The 17457-nt window shown below is 60.3% G+C and carries 15 protein-coding genes; 11 read left to right on the forward strand and 4 right to left on the reverse strand.

Annotated features, from left to right (window positions below; translation table 11 throughout):
* Window positions 1-37 precede the first annotated feature (37 nt).
* Genes B7495_RS06030 through B7495_RS06040 form a run of 3 tightly spaced genes read right to left on the reverse strand, consistent with a single transcriptional unit; the run spans window position 38 to window position 1556 of the window.
* Window positions 38-931 (reverse strand): hypothetical protein, encoded by an 894-nt coding sequence (locus B7495_RS06030; protein WP_088455775.1) that lies wholly within the window; start codon window positions 929-931, stop codon window positions 38-40.
* Window positions 928-1230, reverse strand: a complete 303-nt coding sequence (locus B7495_RS06035) for a hypothetical protein (protein WP_088455776.1) — start codon at window positions 1228-1230, stop codon at window positions 928-930. Before B7495_RS06035 ends, B7495_RS06030 begins: the two co-directional genes overlap by 4 nt.
* A 38-nt stretch (window positions 1231-1268) precedes the next feature.
* Window positions 1269-1556, reverse strand: a complete 288-nt coding sequence (locus tag B7495_RS06040) for a hypothetical protein (protein WP_088455777.1) — start codon at window positions 1554-1556, stop codon at window positions 1269-1271.
* Window positions 1557-1932: 376 nt separating this feature from the next.
* Here B7495_RS06040 and B7495_RS18760 point away from each other — a divergent pair, with 376 nt between their 5' ends.
* Window positions 1933-2622 carry a hypothetical protein gene (locus tag B7495_RS18760; protein ID WP_151199535.1) on the forward strand — a complete coding sequence of 230 codons (690 nt, stop codon included), beginning with the start codon at window positions 1933-1935 and terminating at the stop codon, window positions 2620-2622.
* A gap of 93 nt (window positions 2623-2715) precedes the next feature.
* Here the strand turns inward: B7495_RS18760 and B7495_RS06055 are convergent, their stop codons facing one another.
* Window positions 2716-4473, reverse strand: a complete 1758-nt coding sequence (locus B7495_RS06055; protein WP_151199536.1) for a hypothetical protein — start codon at window positions 4471-4473, stop codon at window positions 2716-2718.
* Window positions 4474-4783: 310 nt separating this feature from the next.
* On the opposite strand from B7495_RS06055, the gene B7495_RS06060 reads away from it, so the two are divergent.
* From B7495_RS06060 to B7495_RS06105, 10 genes are all read left to right on the forward strand, one after another.
* Window positions 4784-5377, forward strand: coding sequence for a helicase associated domain-containing protein (locus B7495_RS06060; RefSeq protein ID WP_088455781.1), 594 nt, complete (start codon window positions 4784-4786; stop codon window positions 5375-5377).
* A 119-nt stretch (window positions 5378-5496) separates the two neighbouring features.
* The gene (locus tag B7495_RS06065) at window positions 5497-6369 is read left to right on the forward strand and encodes a metallophosphoesterase (RefSeq protein ID WP_151199537.1); all 873 of its coding nucleotides are present in this window, start codon (window positions 5497-5499) and stop codon (window positions 6367-6369) included.
* Between the two features lie 20 nt (window positions 6370-6389).
* Window positions 6390-7184 (forward strand): hypothetical protein, encoded by a 795-nt coding sequence (locus tag B7495_RS06070; protein WP_151199538.1) that lies wholly within the window; start codon window positions 6390-6392, stop codon window positions 7182-7184.
* 608 nt (window positions 7185-7792) lie between these two features.
* A complete protein-coding gene (locus B7495_RS06075; protein ID WP_151199539.1) occupies window positions 7793-8395 on the forward strand; it encodes a hypothetical protein in 603 nt (200 codons plus the stop codon).
* A complete protein-coding gene (locus B7495_RS06080; protein WP_088455785.1) occupies window positions 8396-8746 on the forward strand; it encodes a hypothetical protein in 351 nt (116 codons plus the stop codon). It begins immediately after the preceding gene.
* Window positions 8747-9151: 405 nt separating this feature from the next.
* On the forward strand, window positions 9152-10342 hold the full coding sequence (locus B7495_RS06085; RefSeq protein ID WP_088455786.1) for a protein kinase family protein: 1191 nt from the start codon (window positions 9152-9154) through the stop codon (window positions 10340-10342).
* Window positions 10343-10504: 162 nt separating this feature from the next.
* Window positions 10505-12457: a class I SAM-dependent DNA methyltransferase gene (locus B7495_RS06090; RefSeq protein ID WP_088455787.1), complete on the forward strand. Its 1953-nt coding sequence runs from the start codon at window positions 10505-10507 to the stop codon at window positions 12455-12457.
* The gene (locus tag B7495_RS06095) at window positions 12454-13803 is read left to right on the forward strand and encodes a restriction endonuclease subunit S (RefSeq protein WP_151199540.1); all 1350 of its coding nucleotides are present in this window, start codon (window positions 12454-12456) and stop codon (window positions 13801-13803) included. Before B7495_RS06090 ends, B7495_RS06095 begins: the two co-directional genes overlap by 4 nt.
* Entirely contained in the window at window positions 13803-16892 is a 3090-nt protein-coding gene (locus B7495_RS06100; protein WP_088455789.1) for a type I restriction endonuclease subunit R, read from the forward strand. The genes B7495_RS06095 and B7495_RS06100 overlap by 1 nt, the downstream gene beginning before the upstream one ends.
* Window positions 16892-17452: a GNAT family N-acetyltransferase gene (locus B7495_RS06105; protein ID WP_151199541.1), complete on the forward strand. Its 561-nt coding sequence runs from the start codon at window positions 16892-16894 to the stop codon at window positions 17450-17452. Before B7495_RS06100 ends, B7495_RS06105 begins: the two co-directional genes overlap by 1 nt.
* Window positions 17453-17457 lie beyond the last annotated feature (5 nt).

Raw genomic sequence — 17457 nt, forward strand, 5'->3', positions numbered from 1 at the left:
GATCACCCACCGATACCAAATCCCTGATCAAAGGAATTTAGTTGAATCGATGGGGGAAGTCCTTGACCCCCGATCTGGGGGCGAAAGTTCTCAACTTATCCAGCGCAGCCAAGTTCCGGAGCCCGGAGATCCGCAACAATTCCTGGGGTGATGTGCCACCGGTAAGGTGCTCAAGGAGCCAAGTGGCGCGCATCCTGGCGGGTCGAACATCCAGCTCAGTTCGAGCGCGCAATAGGAAGTCCGTGACTTGCCCGGATGTGGCGCTGTGACGGCCGGGGCGAAACATCCAGTCATCCCACTGGAGATCACTCAGGATTCGTCGGATGGGACGTTCCCACGCTGGACTGAGCGGTACGACCCGGGCCCGTCCCTCCCACACGATCACCTGGATCGCTCCGGTCCGGTTCACGTCAGAGACGCGAACGCCGAGGATCTCTCTTGCAGCTAGGCCGGCCCCGAGTCCGAGCGTCAACAAGGCAATCGCGTCTCGACGCCGGTGCTCGGTTCCTTGCGAGGTCGCCCAGCTGTATAGCTCGGCGACCTCTTGGGCGGAGTACGGTGCTGTCGGTGCTGAACGGGGGATCGCTCGCTGATGATCGGTAAGGCCGAGTGGGTTGAGCACTCCGGTGATGAGCGTGAGGGTCGCCCGGTGGGTGGCCTTGCTGCCTTTGGTGTAGGCCTTCATCCCTAGATGGATGTACTCCTCAATGGTGGTGCGACGAAAGATCCGGTCGCGTTGCAGAGGCGTCCCGCGGCTCTGCCAGCACCAAAGCACGAATGCGGCAGCGGCGGGTGAAAGGGATCGGGCGTGTCGGCCAGAAGCAGCGGCGGCTTCTGCCACGGCTTCGGTGATGAACGGTCCGATCACCTCCCAATACGGCAGCGCATTGATGGGGCGGTAGTCGTACTCCGTCAGGTCAAGGTCAGTCATGGCCGCACCATGACCCGCGGTACGGCATCGATGCGCCTTACCGGTGTCGTCTCGCGAGTTGTGAGCCAGACGCCCGGCACGTTCAGGTTGATCATCAAGACCATGGGCTGACCAACGTGACAGTGGACGATCTCCAGGAGGTCGATGTCCGCGCCGTCCTGTCGCAGGCGGAGACTCGATTGGGCAACCGGGCTGGTCACGCGGCGAAGCAATCTCCGCTCGAGGTCAATCCAGTAGCGAGTCCCGGACGCCGTCGTGACGACGTAGCAGCCAGTGGCGTCATCGGCTAACGAATCCATCGTGCACTCCTTTGCGGGAGAGAGGCCCACGTCTCCGATCAGTCGGAAGGCGCTGGGTTGATGCTTTGGATGCTGCTAGAGAGGTGCCAGTAGTGTTCGAGGTAATCCGCCTCGTCGGGGTCGGGCCTCATCAGCCAGTACCCGCGCGCACCGACTGTGCAGTGCACGATCTCGAGGAGGGGCCGTGCGCGATCGTTAACGGTTGGGCCGGACGTTTCACCGGGAATGCGGGTGACAGTCATAGCGTCCAGATCAAACCGGTGTGTGGACCCACGCGTGGTCACATCCCACAGTCCGCCTTCCTGGCCTGTCAGCGTCACTGCCATCAGTGTGATCCTCTCGGGGTGGGTACCGCTTGGATGCTGACGACGCGGCTGGAGCGTTGCCAGAAGTGCTCGATGGTCTCGATGTCTCGACCTTCGGGGCTGAGGAGCCAATACCCGCGCCGGCCGACCCTGCACTCCACGATCTCCTTGAGCGGGCGAGTGGGTCCGTTTCCCAGCGCGAAGTCCGGGGAATCGGAGAACCGACACCGGTCGACCGTCAGAGCGTCCAGGTCGATCCGATACGTCGAGTCTTCCGTGGTGATCAGCCAGCAACCGCCTTCGATGCCCCAGATAAAATCTCGCCCTTGCAGGGGATTCTCTGGCGCTGAGTCACGAGTTCTAAAAACCATGTCGCACCCCGCGTCCTTCTGTTCGGGTGGATACCCGTCGGGCGTCCGGCCCGGTGGAGCTCTACCGTACGAAAATCCTGGGCCGCAATCCGCCGACTCAAAGACAACTCCATTTCGGCTTCAGGACCGACAGCTCAAACTCGAAATTCGAATGGACTTCGCGCCTAGGCTGCGAGGCGAACAGTCGCTTCGTGGAGGAAGAAATGGTCGAAACAGATGGGCGGGCAGAATCGCAGCGAGCGAAGCCGTCTCAATCAGGAGAGAGCATTCTCAAGCGGGCCATGGCCGCAAGCCCAGAGACGGTTTCGCCCCAAATCGCGCGCAGCCTCCAGGCTACAGAGAACGTCTGGCGAAGGATCGGTGCAGAGCACGGCTTGCTGACCAGTAGCCAGGTCGCTGCGCTCTTGGGCGCTAATTCGTTGAACCGGAAGCTCGCGTCCCGGCGCCGGGCAGCGCGGCGATTGGCGGGAGTTGTCCGAGGCAACGCCGTCCTGTATCCGGGATTTCAATTCGACCGGACCCACGCGAGGATATTCCCGGTGATGGAAGAGCTCATTCGGCTGGCAGATGCAAACGACTGGCGCGAGGAAGATCTCTTGCTGTGGCTGTGCTCGCCCACTACTACCTTCGACACCAACGACCGGCCTGTCGATCATTTCGATCAACCAGAGGCCGTGGTAGCTGCCGCGAAGGATCAGTTTGAGGCTGAGTGGTGACTGCGCGGCGCTTGCCATGAGCCCACGCAATTGACTCCGGAAGATACGACGTCGCTCCTGGGACTCCAGGAGCGACATCGTGGATGCGACTACCTACCGCTCGCGGTCTTCATCGTCCATGAAGGCGGCGAGTTCGCGCAGGTTGTAGTTGGTGAGCAGGACGGTCACGAAGACCTGCGCTGCGGCGAATCCACGCACGGAGCGGCGGGACGATTTTCCCAGATTTTCGCGATAGTGGTTGTGGATGTTGGCGGTGAGGTCTTCGGCGGCCTTCCGTGCGTGGGCGTGGAAGTCGTGCCAGGTCTGACTCCCGAACGTGAACGCCTGTCTCTGCAAGCCGTCGCGGCTGTCAAGGGTCACGGACTGCTGGGAGCAGATCTTGTCGAGGTAGTCCGGGTGGTCTTCCTCTGCGATGTGGGGGCGGGGCTTGCCGCGGCCGGCGTCTGTCGTTTTGCGCAGCGAGCACGTGACAGTGGGGCTGTTACCGGCCGCCGGGCAGAGAACGCGGACGCGTCCCTTGCTATCCGGCTTACCCTTGGGCCGCAGTTCGAAATACACCCGGGCTCTGAGGCGATTCTGGTAGCTCAATTCGTCTATGACGTCGCCGCGACGATCCTTTGATGCGTTTTGGAGGGGTGCGGGCATGCTCGGGCAGTAGGCCTTCCCCTCGATGAAGTCGGCTCCGGCCCTGCCACCGCGAAGCCCGAGCTGCTCGGGGCGGTAGTCGGTGGAGGGGGTGAAGCCAAGCTCGGTAGCCGGTTCGTAGAGACGCTCTCGGCGGCTGTTGGCCCAGTACTGCAAGTCGGCATCGACGACCCCGGGGGCTAGGCCGGTGCCCCGAGCCGAACGCATCAGCGAAATTGCCTCTTCGGCTACGCCGACGTTGGGCATGCTGAGCGTCGCACTGATCGCTAGCTTCGGGAACCGAGATTCGCCGGGGCGTTCCGAGTCGACGCGCACGGCGATGTTGGCGGCCCATCCCCATCCGAAGTCGTGCCGGTCGTTGTCCTTTCGGTCCACCCACCAGCCGGCGAAGACGTCCACCGGTCCCGGCCGCAGGGTTTGCAGGCCGGCGGTGTGTTCGGCCGCGATTTTCTGTGCGAGGTTCGTTTTGGCGAAACCGCGGCGGGTTGGCGAGGCGACGAATGCTTGCTCGATGGCCAGGTCGATGTGTCTGGTGGCATGTTGCAGGTGCGGTGCCTGCTGCAAGAAGGTCATGTGCAGGAATCCCTCGGTGAACTCGTCCAGCCGGGCCTTCATCTTCTTCTCACGGTCGGTGTCGTGCGCATCCAGAACGGCCTGAACCTCCGTGTGGGTAGAAGCCCTTCTGTGGTTTTGGGGGAAGGGATCCATTGACGCGAGCATCCGGTGTACGGCGCGGTAGGTGCCGGTGTACCAGCGCTTGTTCGCATGGGCGTCGTCCACGACCAGGGCGGGCAGGTCGAGGAGTGTGCGGGATTCGGCGGTGAGGTCGTTCTGGAACAGCTCAGCGAGAGAGCTGATCCAGAGTGGGCGGTGTTCGCTGGCCAGCAAGAGGAAACCAACCAGGATCGCCCGGTCAGAGACGAACGCGGGCCTTGCACGAGTGCCGGTATCGCCACGGTCGTCGAATCGCCACTCGGTGAGCTTGTTAAGCACGCCGGTCTGCACGACCTGGGATTCGGCCACGGCGACTTGCTGCGTACTGAAGCCATGGCCGGCGCGGGCGGCACCGGCGTCAGTGTCAGTAGCCATGGCCGGGTGCGCCTCGGCCCGGGGATTGGTGTCGGAGTTGAGATTGTCGATGAATCGGTTGTTTGTCATGAAGGTTACGTGTGCGGCTGTTTTTGGGATCAAACGGATATTCGTCATTTTCGTCACGATAAACCTCCAAGTCGCACGGGAAATGCTGATCAGGCACGGTAAAAGATTCTCAAAGAATTTTCCAGCGTTGTGACGCTGTCGAACGACACGGTTCGCTGATGTGGCAGAAGCGCTGGTTCTGCCTGATCTGGAGTGGGACGACGCCAACAGCTCGGATTTGACCGTATCGGCCGGCGGGCCTCGTTGCCGCCGACTCATCGACAAGGCCGCGTGAGATCGCGAGTCGTGAGGCTTTGTCCCGTGGTGCCGCGCATGACTGCGTCGAGGCCGCCACTCGGGGGGCCACGATGGGCGACCCATGACCGGCACGACTAGCCACGAGTTTCTTTCTGCCAGGGCCGCCGCACTGTGGCGACTCGAAGATGACCTCGACCCGCGATCGGCCTCCTACGCTGAGGCGGACCAGGCCGGGGCCGGCGGCGATGACCCCGGCGGTCTTCGTATTAGCCGAGTGATGAATTGGGTCCGAGCGCTGGGCGCCTACGAAGACTTCTGGCGTGAAACTGGGCGGACTCCGCGGGAGAACACCCGCAACCGTGCCAGCCTGCCGGCGGCCGAGAGGCGGCTGGGGGAGTGGGCCCGCTACCAGCGCCGATTTGAAGACGGTCTGAGCCGATACCAAGAGATCCGGCTCGATATCTCACCGGCCTTCGCCTGGGACCCTCACCATCAGAGTTGGCAACAGAACTTCGATTCCTGCACTCGTCATGTGTCAGCGACCGGCCAGCTGCCATACCTCAACGCGGCAGACCCGAGCGAGTTCGCGCTTGCCCGCTGGCTGGGGAGGCAGTTGCGCCAGCTCCAAACCGGCACCCTGTTGCCGGACCGCGCGGACAAGCTGCCGGAGCTGCTGACCATGAAAAACCGACTCATCGACACCGACTGGATCTGAACGCGGCCGCGTCGGAGCCTCGCCTTAGGTTGAGAGCATGACCGCCGTAAGAAGGGCTGAGCCGCACTCCAGCGGGACAATTGCTGTTCCCGCTGGTTGGGCCGGCCGGGTACCCGGCGATGACTGAGGCAGCCAGGCGAGGACCGTTATCCACCGCAACCCGTATTGGCTTTCTGGGCGACGTCCACGGCGACCTGCAGCACGTTCTGGTCGTCGCCCGAACAATGGCGGCTCTGGGTATTGAGCAGCTCGTAGTGCTGGGCGATTTCGGGTTCCTCTGGCCGGGACACAACTGGGGCATCGATGTGGACAAGCTCAGCCGGCGGTTGGCCTCCATGTCCCAAACGATCGCCTTCGTGGACGGCAATCACGAGAGCTTCGACCTGCTCTACACGTTCCCTCTCTCCGACGACGGGCTCCGCTGGATCAGGCCGAACATCGTCCACATCCCACGCGGCTACAGAACCGTCCTCGCGAGCGGTGCCACCCTTGCCGCACTCGGGGGCGCCAACTCCATAGATATCGGCCACCGTGTCCTGGGACGCTCCATCTGGGCGGAAGAATCAATCACCGAGGCAGACCTAGTCGCACTCGGACATGACCACGCTGACATCCTCCTCGGCCACGACGCTCCGCTCCATGTACCAACCCTGGATGCGAACCTGACAGCGACGGACAGGTACTGGCCCGTCGCCGGCCTCAAGTACGCCGCAGCAGGACGCGCCATGTTCCACCGCGGCTTCCTCCAGGTGCAACCCAAGCTGTATCTCGGCGGCCACTATCACCAGCACATCGACGAGGACGTCGCCTATGCGACCGGCCATGAAGAATTTCGGACTCGCGTCGTGCTCCTTGACCAAGGCGGGACCCGATCGGCCATCAGCCAAGCCATCCTCGATGTCCACACCCTTGAACTTGAGTACCTGGCCCGAGACGGCGAAAGCCTCAGGGCTGAGTCCACCGGGCACTCCGGCCACGAGTTGTCGGACTGATTGAGAGGGATCGAAACGCAATGAACATGTCAGAAGGCGGCGATCAGCCCGATCCACTCTCAATAGCGCGCGCCGTCATGCGTCGCGTCAAACACCGACTGCCTGCAGACGAATTTGAGGTTCATGACGCGACACTCTTCGTCTCCTCTGAATCCACTGTTCCTCGCGCTGTGTTCGGCGTCGGGCTTCCCGGCGTCCCGCTCGGGGTGGTGGCCGTGCAGTTTGAGATGCCCGACGACATCGACACGATGGTCGACTCATTGGTTGCCGGATTGCTCGAGAAAAGGCAGCGCAGCTGGGAAGAAAATGGACCTGCTGCGTCTTGGCCCGTACCGCTTGAGGACCTCAACCCAAGTCTGTCGCCGGAGATCCTCCAAGAGGATCGGCCTAACGGCGCCGAGGCTACCTCAGATGCTCGCGACGAGTCAAAGGACTCACCGGTCTCCCCGCTGACACTCGACCGCAGCGGAGTTTGGGTTCTCAGCACGAGTTCCGGTGCCCGCCTGCTCGTAGGCGTAGTAGTAGAACCGAGCACAATGAGTCCGATCGTCACTGTGACCAGATTCGCTGCAGCCGGCTACGGCGACGAGTTCAACGGCGCTCCGTTCACGGTCGCCGTGATTGAACCTCCCCAAGTTGGCATGCGGTGGAGCGCCAAGGTGATCGCCGTGGATTCAAAGTATTTAGCGCACAACAGGATCGTCTACGGAAGCTACAACGCCATGTACATATCAACGCCTGTGACCAGGATCCAAGAGCTGACATATGACATGCTTGTCGCCGCCACGGGCACACCGCATCAGAGCGTGACCTGATCTCACGACGCCGATCAATGGGTGTCTCGTGCCGAAATTGTCTGTTCGCACGGGAAGAACGACCAGAATTGAGCGGCTGCAGAAAAAACTTCAAGAAACTTTCACCGAGCAGTCCGAGGCGATTCACGCCCTGATTGTGGGGACTTTCGGGAGCCTACTAATTCACTTTTCACGACGCCGGTAGGGCGAATGAATACACTTTTTTTGCGCAGATATTGAGGGTGGGCTCACTAGTCTCGGGTTTCTGGGCGGCACCCCATCCCACCCACGGTGTTGGCGACGGTCTTGATTTTTGAATGACGGATGCGCCCCCATCCCAGCCAGGCTGGGCGCTTGAGAGCGAGTGAGTATTTCCACACGTCGGGTAAACCGCGAGATCTCAAGCGTGGGGGAGCATCTCGCGGTTGGCGTGAGCGCCGAAAGAGTCCTCGAAATTCGACTTGACGGTTTGGACAGCATCGGCTCGAATTCGACTTGACGGTTTGGACAGCAGAAGTCCTCTTGTTGCGGACGTTGCGGATTGTGCGCCGAGACGTGCAGCCGTCGATGCTGCATGAGCGACCCGTTGGAGGGGTCTAAAGTTCAGGTCGTATCTATGAGAAGGAACCATGAACACCCAAACCGAACCCGACCCAACCGGCGGTGAGCTCGACCTCAGCGCAGCTCGACATGGCGCCGCGCATGCCATCGCGCACTTGCACTTCGGTGTGAGCTTTGGCTCTATAGGTCTAAGTCATTCCGGTTGGTGCGAAGTTATCGATCCGGTGTTGACAGCGGATGCTCAGACGAGCGCGCGGATAGCGTTGGCCGGCCCGTGCATGGATCTAGCCGTCGACCTGATCGAAGATGAGGGCGGCGAACCGATTGTCTTGCCATGGCTTGAGTCCTGGCGAGATGACGTGGTGAACCAAGCAGACGGCTATCGAGCCGACATGTTAGCGGCCCGTGGTGGTGTGGCCAACGAGGCGGCCTGGGCTCTGGCGTTTTGCCGAGTCAACTTCGGCCTCATCGACGAGGCAGCGATTCTGCTTGTCGCGGCCGCTACAAACGTCGAATACGTGACGTTCGCGGCCCAGATCAATGGCCGAACATTGGCCGTCGGTCCGGGCGAGCTCGAAGCCGCGTACGACGAATTCGCGGGCGGATTGCTGTCACTCGATGTCATCGATGAAGCAGTGATCGAACACCTGGCGAATGAGGTGGCGAGGTAGATGACGAGGCTCAATACGGAAGATCAGGAAGAACTCGCTTTGGACATCGCTGAGGCCGTCACACGGGTCGTCAATGAGCGTGGAGTGGCTGCAGGACTTCAGTCGTTGACTTGGACGATGAGTTCCGTGGATGAGACCGAATTCGAGGGATCGCACCCCCTCGGACCAGAGCATGCCGACGCCGCTGCCGTGTGTGGCGCGTGGGCGTACTTTCTGGGCCTTGGATCTGCGTTTGGCGCCAATGAAGGATTCCAGACATGGTCAGGACAGTTGGGCGATTTACGGCTCATTCTCTTCGCTATCACCGACGCGAACCGATACGCCGGTGCGTACCCGGACGTCTCCGCCTGATTGGGCTGGCAGCGGTGATCGAATCAGCGGGGCCCCATCGGCTCGACACGGCGGGCCTGCGTTCTATTCGAGGCAGCTGTCGTTGGAAAGCAGTCGTCCTTGCGCCATGTGCTGCTTGCCGACGACTACTCGTCAAATAGGGGTGTGGCCAAGTGAGCTCGGGAACACGTGGCCCGGCTCGGGCTCAGGCTCTCCACGCTCGTGGACTCGTGCCGGTATGCATCGATCTGCCCAGAGGATATCGCCGAGCCGGACATCCTGGGCGGGTAGGCGTGACGTTGAGACTGCCACAGAGACCCTCTGTTGCGTCCTAAGACCGAACCGTACGCTGGGTCCTATCCGACACGTTGCGATGACTGCCAGGCCATCGACAGGTGACGTCGGAAGATCTTGCCATACTGAGCTATGGCAAGCGTCGACGCAGTTATGAATGATCTTCGAAATACATACGTAGGAATTCCGATCGCTGACGCATTTACCCGGCTCTACTCAGCTGAGGTCGAGCCAATCCGGTCTGTGTTCGCTTCATTTCACGAACGGGCCAACGGACTCTTCTTATTTCTGAACTCCAAGATGGATCGTGGACGGCATTTCAACGCCGAACAGAGCCGGACCCTGATGGAACTCACTAGGGAGATAGAGGAAGTTCGTTCGACGCTCTCCAGGATCAGCATCTCAATGGAGTTGCGCGAGGACTACAAGACTGTGCTCGAAGATTGCGCAGCTTTCTTGGTCGGTTCGGGCGGAAGTGCGATTCCGGACGGATTCGGCGTGGTCGCCCTTGAACGCTACGAGCCTGTATTCAGCACTCAAACCGCGGCGATGGTTCCGCCAGTCCAAAGAAATCCGCCCGAACTCCGAATGGTTGGGGAAGGGGCATTCGCCATCGTTCATAAGTACAAGGACGACCATTACGGATTCCGCGTCGCAGTCAAGGTTGCGAAGAAAGGGATAGGCGACCGTGATTTGGAGCGGTTCCAAAGTGAATACGAAATCATGAAGGCTCTGAGCTTTCCGTACATAGTTCAGGTCTACGGGTATGACGCGACTAGCAATTCTTACTCAATGGAATTCTGCGAAGCCACGCTGGGCGGATACATCGCGAAGCACAACGGCAACCCCAATTTCAGTTGGGGCACGCGCAAGCGCATCGCCCTCCAGTTCCTTTATGGCGTGAATTACCTTCACGCGAAAAAGATCCTCCACAGAGACATCAGCCGGAACAACGTGTTAGTAAAGGAATACGACAGGGGCGCCGTCGTTGTTAAGCTCTCAGATTTCGGTCTGCACAAGCGGGACGAATCGGAGTTCACAAAGGTGGACTCATCAGTAAAAGGCACGATTATTGACCCGACCCTGACAAGCTTCAAGGATTTCGCAGAAACGAACGACATATATGCGGTCGGACACCTCTTGTCCTTTGTTTTCACCGGCAAGACATCGCTCGGCTTTGAGAGCGCCGACGTGCAGGGAATCGTGCAGAAATGCACCGATAATATGGTCGCGAAAAGATACAAGAACGTAGCGGAGATCATCGCGGACGTCGACGCACTTGTGCCCCCTGATGCTCCCAGCCCTGCTGAGACGCCGGCCTAGGTTGTGGCTTGGCCGACCAACGAATCCGTCGAGGTGTCCCGCATCCGTATCCGGGATGCCGCCCAAATGCGCAGCGACAATCCGACGTCGCAGGATGCCAATAGAGTCGGTAGTGTGCCGCGGCCGGCGACGCCCTTGGAATGAAAGCACCACGCACGCCTTATGTCTCAGCAGAACAACGCCAACTTCATCTGGTCGATCGCTGATCTTCTCCGCGGCCCGTACAAGCCGCACCAGTACGGGGCCATCGTGCTGCCCTTCACCATCCTGCGCCGACTCGACGCCGTGCTCGCTCCCACGAAGCAAACCGTGCTCGACGAAGCGAAGCAGCGTGGTGACGCAGCGTCTGCGAGCGTGTTTCTCGCGAAGGCTTCCGGTACCGGTTTCTACAACTCGTCTGCCTTCACCCTGCAGACTCTGATGGGTGACCCCGCCGGTGTCAAGGCGAACCTGATCGACTACATCCACGGCTTCTCCGAGAACGTGCGCGACATCTTCGACCGCTTCGAATTCGAGAAGCAGGTGGACAAGCTCGACGCCGAGAACCTGCTCTACCTAGTGATGCAGCGCTTCGCCGCCGTCGATCTGCACCCGAACAAGGTGACCAACATCGAAATGGGCCTGATGTTCGAGGAGCTCATCCGCAAATTCGCCGAGAGTTCCAACGAGACCGCCGGTGAGCACTTCACGCCACGCGAGGTCATCAAACTCATGGTGGGCCTGCTTTTCATCGCAGACGATGAAGCCTTGAACCAGAAGGGCGTCGTCCGTTCCATCTATGACCCCACCGCCGGCACCGGCGGCATGCTCTCCGTCGCCGACGAGTATCTGCTGGAGCACAACCCGGATGCCCGCCTAGTGATGTATGGCCAGGAGATCAACGGTGAGTCCTACGCGATCTGCAAGGCCGACCTGGTGATCAAGGGCCAGGACATCAACCACATCGTGCACGGCGACACCCTCACCGATGACGGCCTCGCAGGGGAGACGTTCGACTACTGCCTCTCCAACCCGCCGTTCGGCGTCGACTGGAACAAGCAGAAGCCGTCAGTTCTCAAGGAGCACGAGCAGCAAGGCTTCAATGGCCGATTCGGGCCCGGACTGCCCCGCGTCTCCGACGGTTCGCTGCTATTCCTGCTGCACTTGGTGAAGAAACTGCGCCCGAAGGCCAAGGGTGGCGGACGCGCCGGCATCGTACTCAACGGCTCCCCGCTGTTTACCGGGGGAGCGGGCTCGGGAGAGTCGGAGATCCGCCGCTACCTACTTGAGAACGATTTGCTCGAAGCGATCGTCGCCCTGCCGACCGACATGTTCTACAACACCGGCATCGCCACCTACGTATGGATCGTAGATAACGACAAACGACCCGAACGCCGCGGCACCGTGCAACTCATCGACGGCACCGGCTTCTCGCGCAAGATGCGCAAGTCCCTCGGCTCCAAGCGCAAAGAACTCGGCGCCGACGACATCGCCCGCATCGTGCAGCTCTACGGCGACGCCGAAAACTCCGATGTCTCCAAAACGTTCAAGAACGAAGACTTCGGATATCGCACAATTACAGTAGAGCGCCCGCTTCGACTCAACTGGGCGCTGACCGTCGAGCGTCTTGAGCGGGCACTTACTGCAAAAAACCTAGTAAAACTCTCGGACACAGAAAAATCATCGATGCTGGAAGAGATTGGTCGCGGTCGCTTGGGAACAACACCAACGACAGACCTCGATTTGTTCACTAAACAGGTCAAGGGTTTACTATCGGACGTCGGCGTCACCGCCTCCGCTCTGCAGCTCAAGGCTCTCATCGCGGGGCTCTCCCGACGCGACGATAACGCCCCGATCGTCACCGATGCCAAGGGCGCCCCTCTCCCCGACACCGACGCGCGCGACACTGAAAACGTCCGTCTCAACGAGGATATCCAGGAGTACTTCATACGAGAGGTGTTCCCGCATGTCCCGGATGCTTGGATCGACGTCTCGAAGACAAAGGTCGGCTACGAGATCCCCTTTACCCGGCATTTCTACCAGTACGTGCCGCCACGCCCCCTGCAGGAGATTGACGCCGACCTGAACAAGCTCATCCGAGAGATCACAGACTTGTTGAACGAGGTCGAGGCGTGACCCCCGCGCAGCCAACCCTTACTGCGACGAGCAACGCCATCGACCAGGGGCAGCCTTCCGCGCCGGACCGCTGGAGGGTTTCACCACTTCGCTATCTCATCGGAACGATCGAATCAGGTGTAAGCGTCAACGCCAGTGACGTCCCGGCCCCTCCCGGCGAAGTCGCAGTTTTGAAGACAAGTAGCGTGTACACGGGTGATTTCGACCTGAGTCAGACGAAAACCGTCATCGAAGACGACTTACACCGAGTTGCCTGCCCGGTCACCGCCGACCGGCTCATCGTGAGCCGAATGAATACCCCTGCGCTGGTCGGTATGGCTGGCTATAGCGCCAATGATGCCCCAAACGTTTACCTGCCAGATCGGCTGTGGCAAGTAAGTTTCGTCGGTATCGACCCACAATTTGTCCACCGCTGGACACAGACCAGTGTGTATCGCGACCAAGTGACGGTTGTGACGGCCGGTACGAGTTCGAGCATGCATAACCTTTCGCAGGACGACTTCAAGGCCTTTGTACTGGACGTGCCACCCGCGCAAGAACAGCTCTCCATTGTCCGATTTCTCGACGCAGAGACGACGAAGATCGACGTCCTGATTGAGAAGCAGGAAAGGCTGATCGAAACGTTGGCGGAACGGCGCCAGGCCGTCATCAGTCACGCCGTCACCAAAGGCATAGACCCAAATGCCCCGGCGAGAGATTCCGGGGTCGAGTGGCTCGGTTCGATCTCTGCGAAATGGTCAGTACTGTCATTGAATCGGCTCCTGCGTAGCCCACTCAAGTACGGCGCGAACGAAGCCGCTGTGCACGACGACCCGGAATGGCCACGTTACATACGGATTACTGATTTCGGATCAGATGGTGTTTTGCGAGCGGATACGTTTCGATCACTTCCGCCGGAGATAGCAAGGGAATACCCGCTTGAGGGCGGCGACATTCTGCTGGCTCGGAGTGGAGCAACTGCTGGCAAGTCCTTCCTGGTGCCAGACGACGTCCAACCGAGCTGCTACGCGGGCTATCTGATACGTGTTGCGCTGAATAGCAATCGCGCCGTCCCACATTTCCTCTCATACTTCTTGGCTAGTTCGCCCTACGCCAAATGGCGAGCACTGAGCGTCATCCAAGCAACTATCGAAAACATCAGTGCAGAAAAATACGCGCGCATGGTTGTTCCCGTCCCACCGATTGAAGAGCAACAAGAGATCATCCGGCATTTGGATGTCCTGACCCAGCGGATCGACGCGCTTTCGGCAAAAGCTCGCGAGATGATCGACGTGCTTAAAGAACGACGGCAGGCGCTGATCAGCGCCGCCGTAACGGGAAAGATCGATGTGAGGGGACTGTCCTGATGGACAAGCACAACGAGTACTGGTTCGAAGACGAGCTCACAGCGCACCTTGCGGCGAACGGCTGGGAGTACTCAAAGGACGACGCCGGCTACGACCGTGCGCTCGCCCTCTTCCCAGCCGACATTTTCGGTTGGCTGGACGACACCCAGGGTGACGCGCTTGGCCAGCGGGTGAAGGCATCCGATTCGACTGTGTTGCAGGAGAAAGGTCGGCAGCAGCTCTTGACCCGGCTGGCCCAGCTGCTCGACAAGCCCTTCGAACAAGGTGGCGGCACATTGAACGTGTTGCGGCACGGCTTCAAGGACATCGCAACTCAGTTCGACATGTGCCAGTTTCGTCCAGCACAGAACCTCAACCCGGCGACGTCAGCGCGCTACGCCAAGGTGCGGTTGCGGGTGATGCGGCAGGTGCATTACTCCACGTCCAATCAGAAGAGCCTCGACCTAGTGTTCTTCGTTAATGGCCTGCCGGTAGCGACGATGGAGGTCAAGACAGACTTCACTCAGTCGGTCGAGGACGCCAAGATCCAGTACAAAATGGATCGCAGCCCTCGGGACCTTGTCACGAAGAAGGCCGAGCCGTTGCTCGGCTTCGGCAGTCGCGCACTCGTGCATTTCGCCGTGTCCAATTCCGAGGTGTGGATGACCACACGCCTGGACGGCAACAGCACCCGTTTCCTGCCATTCAATATGGGCGACAATGGCGGCCACGGTAACCCAGAGAACCCGAATGGTTCACCGACGTCGTACCTGTGGGAGCGGGTGCTGCAGCGTGATGCGTGGTTGGAGATCATCGGCAAGTTCTTACACGCCAGCTCGTGGAAGGAGACGGACGCCGTCACCGGTGAGGTCACGACGCACCAGTCGCTTCTCTTCCCGCGGTTCCATCAGTGGGAGTCCGTCACCTCGTTGGTGAGTGCCGCGAAGACGGAGGGCCCGGGTAACCGGTACCTGATCCAGCACAGCGCAGGCTCGGGTAAGACGAACTCGATCGCCTGGACTGCCCACCAACTCAGCTCGCTGCATAACGACGTCGGCACGAAGGTCTTCGATTCGGTGATAGTGGTCACCGACCGTACGGTTCTTGACGACCAGCTTCAGGATGCGATCTATCAGATCGATCACAAGTCCGGCGTCGTCGTCCCAATCATCAAGGGCGGCTCGGACTCGAAGTCTGCAGCGTTAACGAAGGCGCTCACTGATCGGGCGCAGATCATCATCGTGACGATTCAGACTTTCCCGTTCGCGCTTAAGACGATCCGCACGTCGGGCGCCCTTGTCGGTCGCAATTTCGCGATCATCGTCGATGAAGCTCACTCGTCGCAGACCGGCAACACATCCGCGAAGCTCAAGCATGTGCTTTCGCCCGATGAGATGGCATCTCTGCAGGATGGCGGCGAGTTCGACATCGAGGCGCTCCTTGCCGCTGAGATGGAGGAGAAAGCGACGGCAGCGAACATCAGCTTCTTCGCCTACACCGCCACACCGAAGGCGAAAACGTTGGAGCTATTCGGTCGCACCGGCGAAGACGGGCTACCGCAACCGTTCCATGTGTACACGATGCAGCAGGCCATCGAGGAGGGCTTCATTCTCGACGTGCTGCAGAACTACACCCCGTACAAGCTTGCGTTCAAGCTGGCCCACAACGGCCTCGAGTACGACAGCACCGACGCTCTGGTCAACAAGACGCAGGCCGCGAAAGACCTGATGCGCTGGGTGCGGCTGCACGACTTCAACATTTCGCAGAAGGTCGCCGTGATCGTAGAGCACTTCCGCGACAACGTCGCTTGGCGGCTCAACGGCCAGGCTAAGGCGATGGTTGTCACCGGCAGCCGAATCGAGGCCGTGCGGTACAAGCGAGCCTTCGACAAGTACGTGACCGAGAACAAGTACTCCGGACTCGCCGCTCTCGTCGCCTTTTCCGGCGAAGTTACGGACGAGGAAGCCGGGGAGCAGTCGGTCACCGAGATCACTCTGAACCCCGGTCTGAAGGGGCGAAGTCTGCCGCAGGCTTTCGCCACGGGTGACTACCAGGTGATGCTGGTGGCCAACAAGTTCCAGACTGGGTTCGACCAGCCGTTGCTGGTGGCCATGTATGTCGACAAGAAACTCTCCGGGGTCACCGCGGTGCAGACACTGTCTAGGCTGAATCGCACGGCGACCGGCAAGGACCAGACGTTCGTGCTGGACTTCGTCAATGACCCAGTGGAGATTCTGGCCTCGTTCCAGCAGTACTACCGCTCGGCAGCGCTCGCCGAGGTGTCGGACCCGAACGTGATCCACGAACTGAAGAACAAGCTCGACCAGGCACTCATCTACGAAGAGTCCGAGGTGGAAGGCGCAGCGAAGGCCTGGGTGAAGGACGAAGGCAACAACGCGCTCACGAAGTGGCTGACACCAGCGAAGCACCGATTCGCCGGTCAATACGCCGATGCTCTCAAGGCGGGCGATGTGTCCCGAATTGAAGAGCTGGTCTTGTTCCGCAGCGACGTGAACAGCTTCATCCGTGCCTACGATTTTCTCTCGCAGCTCATCAATTACCACGACACCCGGTTGGAGAAGCGGTCGATTTTCTACCGCCTACTGGCACCGCTGATCACCACGGCAGAGAAGGACCGCCCAATCGACCTGACCGGGGTGAAGCTCAGCCACTACAGCCTCAAAGCCGAGGACGTCGAAGACCTTCAATACGGCGACGAGGCCGAAGTGCTCAAACCCTTCACGGCAGTCGGATCCGGCACGGCGAAGGATCCCGAATTCGTGCGGCTGCGCGAACTGATCGACAAGATGAACACCCTGTTCGAGGGCGACGGACTCACCGACAACGACATGGTCGGTTTCACGGGCTATGTCGGTGGCAAGTTCGACGAGAACGAGCGACTCCGCGGGCAGGCCAAGGCCAACAGCTTTGAGCAGTTCATGGGCAGCCCCGACCTGGGCACCGCTTTCCAGGAGGCCGTCATCGATTCAGATGCGAACTTCCGCTCAATGAGCGAGCAGGTGCTCGGCAGCAAGTCCATACAGAAGGCCATCCTGGATCTGCTTGCACGAGAGTTCTACAACAAGCACAGTGGGGACGCGGCGGCCTAATGACGGTTCCCTCGGCAGCTGATCTGATTCTCGAAATGAAGCTCAGCTCGACCCGCCTAATCCACCCGGAGCTGCCCAACAACGGCGGCTACTCCACGTGGTTCGCAGAGCTGCGCGGTTACGACCACGATCCCGAAAATCTGATCGCGTTGGGATCTGCTTCCATCGTCCTATTTCGGGACGCTCGATGGAACCCGGGATTCTACGACCGCATGGACGAGGTCGACGCGGATATGGAACTGATAGCCGCTGCTGTCCGCGATCCGTCTGGCGCCGCCGCCGATGAACTTTTCGACGAGTTCGGCGGTGATCTGATCGTGATCGATCGGGTCTCGATCGAACCGGAGTATCGGGGCAAGGGCCTCTCGCATCTGCTGGTTGACGCAGCGGCCGAGGCGCTCTCCCCGGATGGGGTCATTGCGTTGCTCCCGATGCCGCCGGGGGACGAGCGACCGGAGAATGTAGCGAAGCTGCAACGTCATTGGACCGATGCTGGTTTCATCGAGCACCGGCTGGGAGTGTTTGTCCGCGCCGCTGTGCGTGCCGAGGGCAAGTCGTAAGAACA

Origin of the sequence: Cryobacterium sp. LW097, from assembly GCF_002205495.2 — a bacterium.
Lineage (GTDB): Bacteria > Actinomycetota > Actinomycetes > Actinomycetales > Microbacteriaceae > Cryobacterium > Cryobacterium zongtaii.

Excerpts from the sequence above, each read along its gene's own strand:
- B7495_RS06030 (WP_088455775.1), bottom strand. The coding sequence starts at position 931 with ATGACTGACCTTGACCTGACGGAGTACGACTACCGCCCCATCAATGCG.
- B7495_RS06035 (WP_088455776.1), bottom strand. The coding sequence starts at position 1,230 with ATGGATTCGTTAGCCGATGACGCCACTGGCTGCTACGTCGTCACGACG.
- B7495_RS06040 (WP_088455777.1), bottom strand. The coding sequence starts at position 1,556 with ATGGCAGTGACGCTGACAGGCCAGGAAGGCGGACTGTGGGATGTGACC.
- B7495_RS06055 (WP_151199536.1), bottom strand. The coding sequence starts at position 4,473 with ATGACGAATATCCGTTTGATCCCAAAAACAGCCGCACACGTAACCTTC.
- B7495_RS06060 (WP_088455781.1), top strand. The coding sequence starts at position 4,784 with ATGACCGGCACGACTAGCCACGAGTTTCTTTCTGCCAGGGCCGCCGCA.
- B7495_RS06065 (WP_151199537.1), top strand. The coding sequence starts at position 5,497 with ATGACTGAGGCAGCCAGGCGAGGACCGTTATCCACCGCAACCCGTATT.
- B7495_RS06070 (WP_151199538.1), top strand. The coding sequence starts at position 6,390 with ATGAACATGTCAGAAGGCGGCGATCAGCCCGATCCACTCTCAATAGCG.
- B7495_RS06075 (WP_151199539.1), top strand. The coding sequence starts at position 7,793 with ATGAACACCCAAACCGAACCCGACCCAACCGGCGGTGAGCTCGACCTC.
- B7495_RS06080 (WP_088455785.1), top strand. The coding sequence starts at position 8,396 with ATGACGAGGCTCAATACGGAAGATCAGGAAGAACTCGCTTTGGACATC.
- B7495_RS06085 (WP_088455786.1), top strand. The coding sequence starts at position 9,152 with ATGGCAAGCGTCGACGCAGTTATGAATGATCTTCGAAATACATACGTA.
- B7495_RS06090 (WP_088455787.1), top strand. The coding sequence starts at position 10,505 with ATGTCTCAGCAGAACAACGCCAACTTCATCTGGTCGATCGCTGATCTT.
- B7495_RS06100 (WP_088455789.1), top strand. The coding sequence starts at position 13,803 with ATGGACAAGCACAACGAGTACTGGTTCGAAGACGAGCTCACAGCGCAC.
- B7495_RS06105 (WP_151199541.1), top strand. The coding sequence starts at position 16,892 with ATGACGGTTCCCTCGGCAGCTGATCTGATTCTCGAAATGAAGCTCAGC.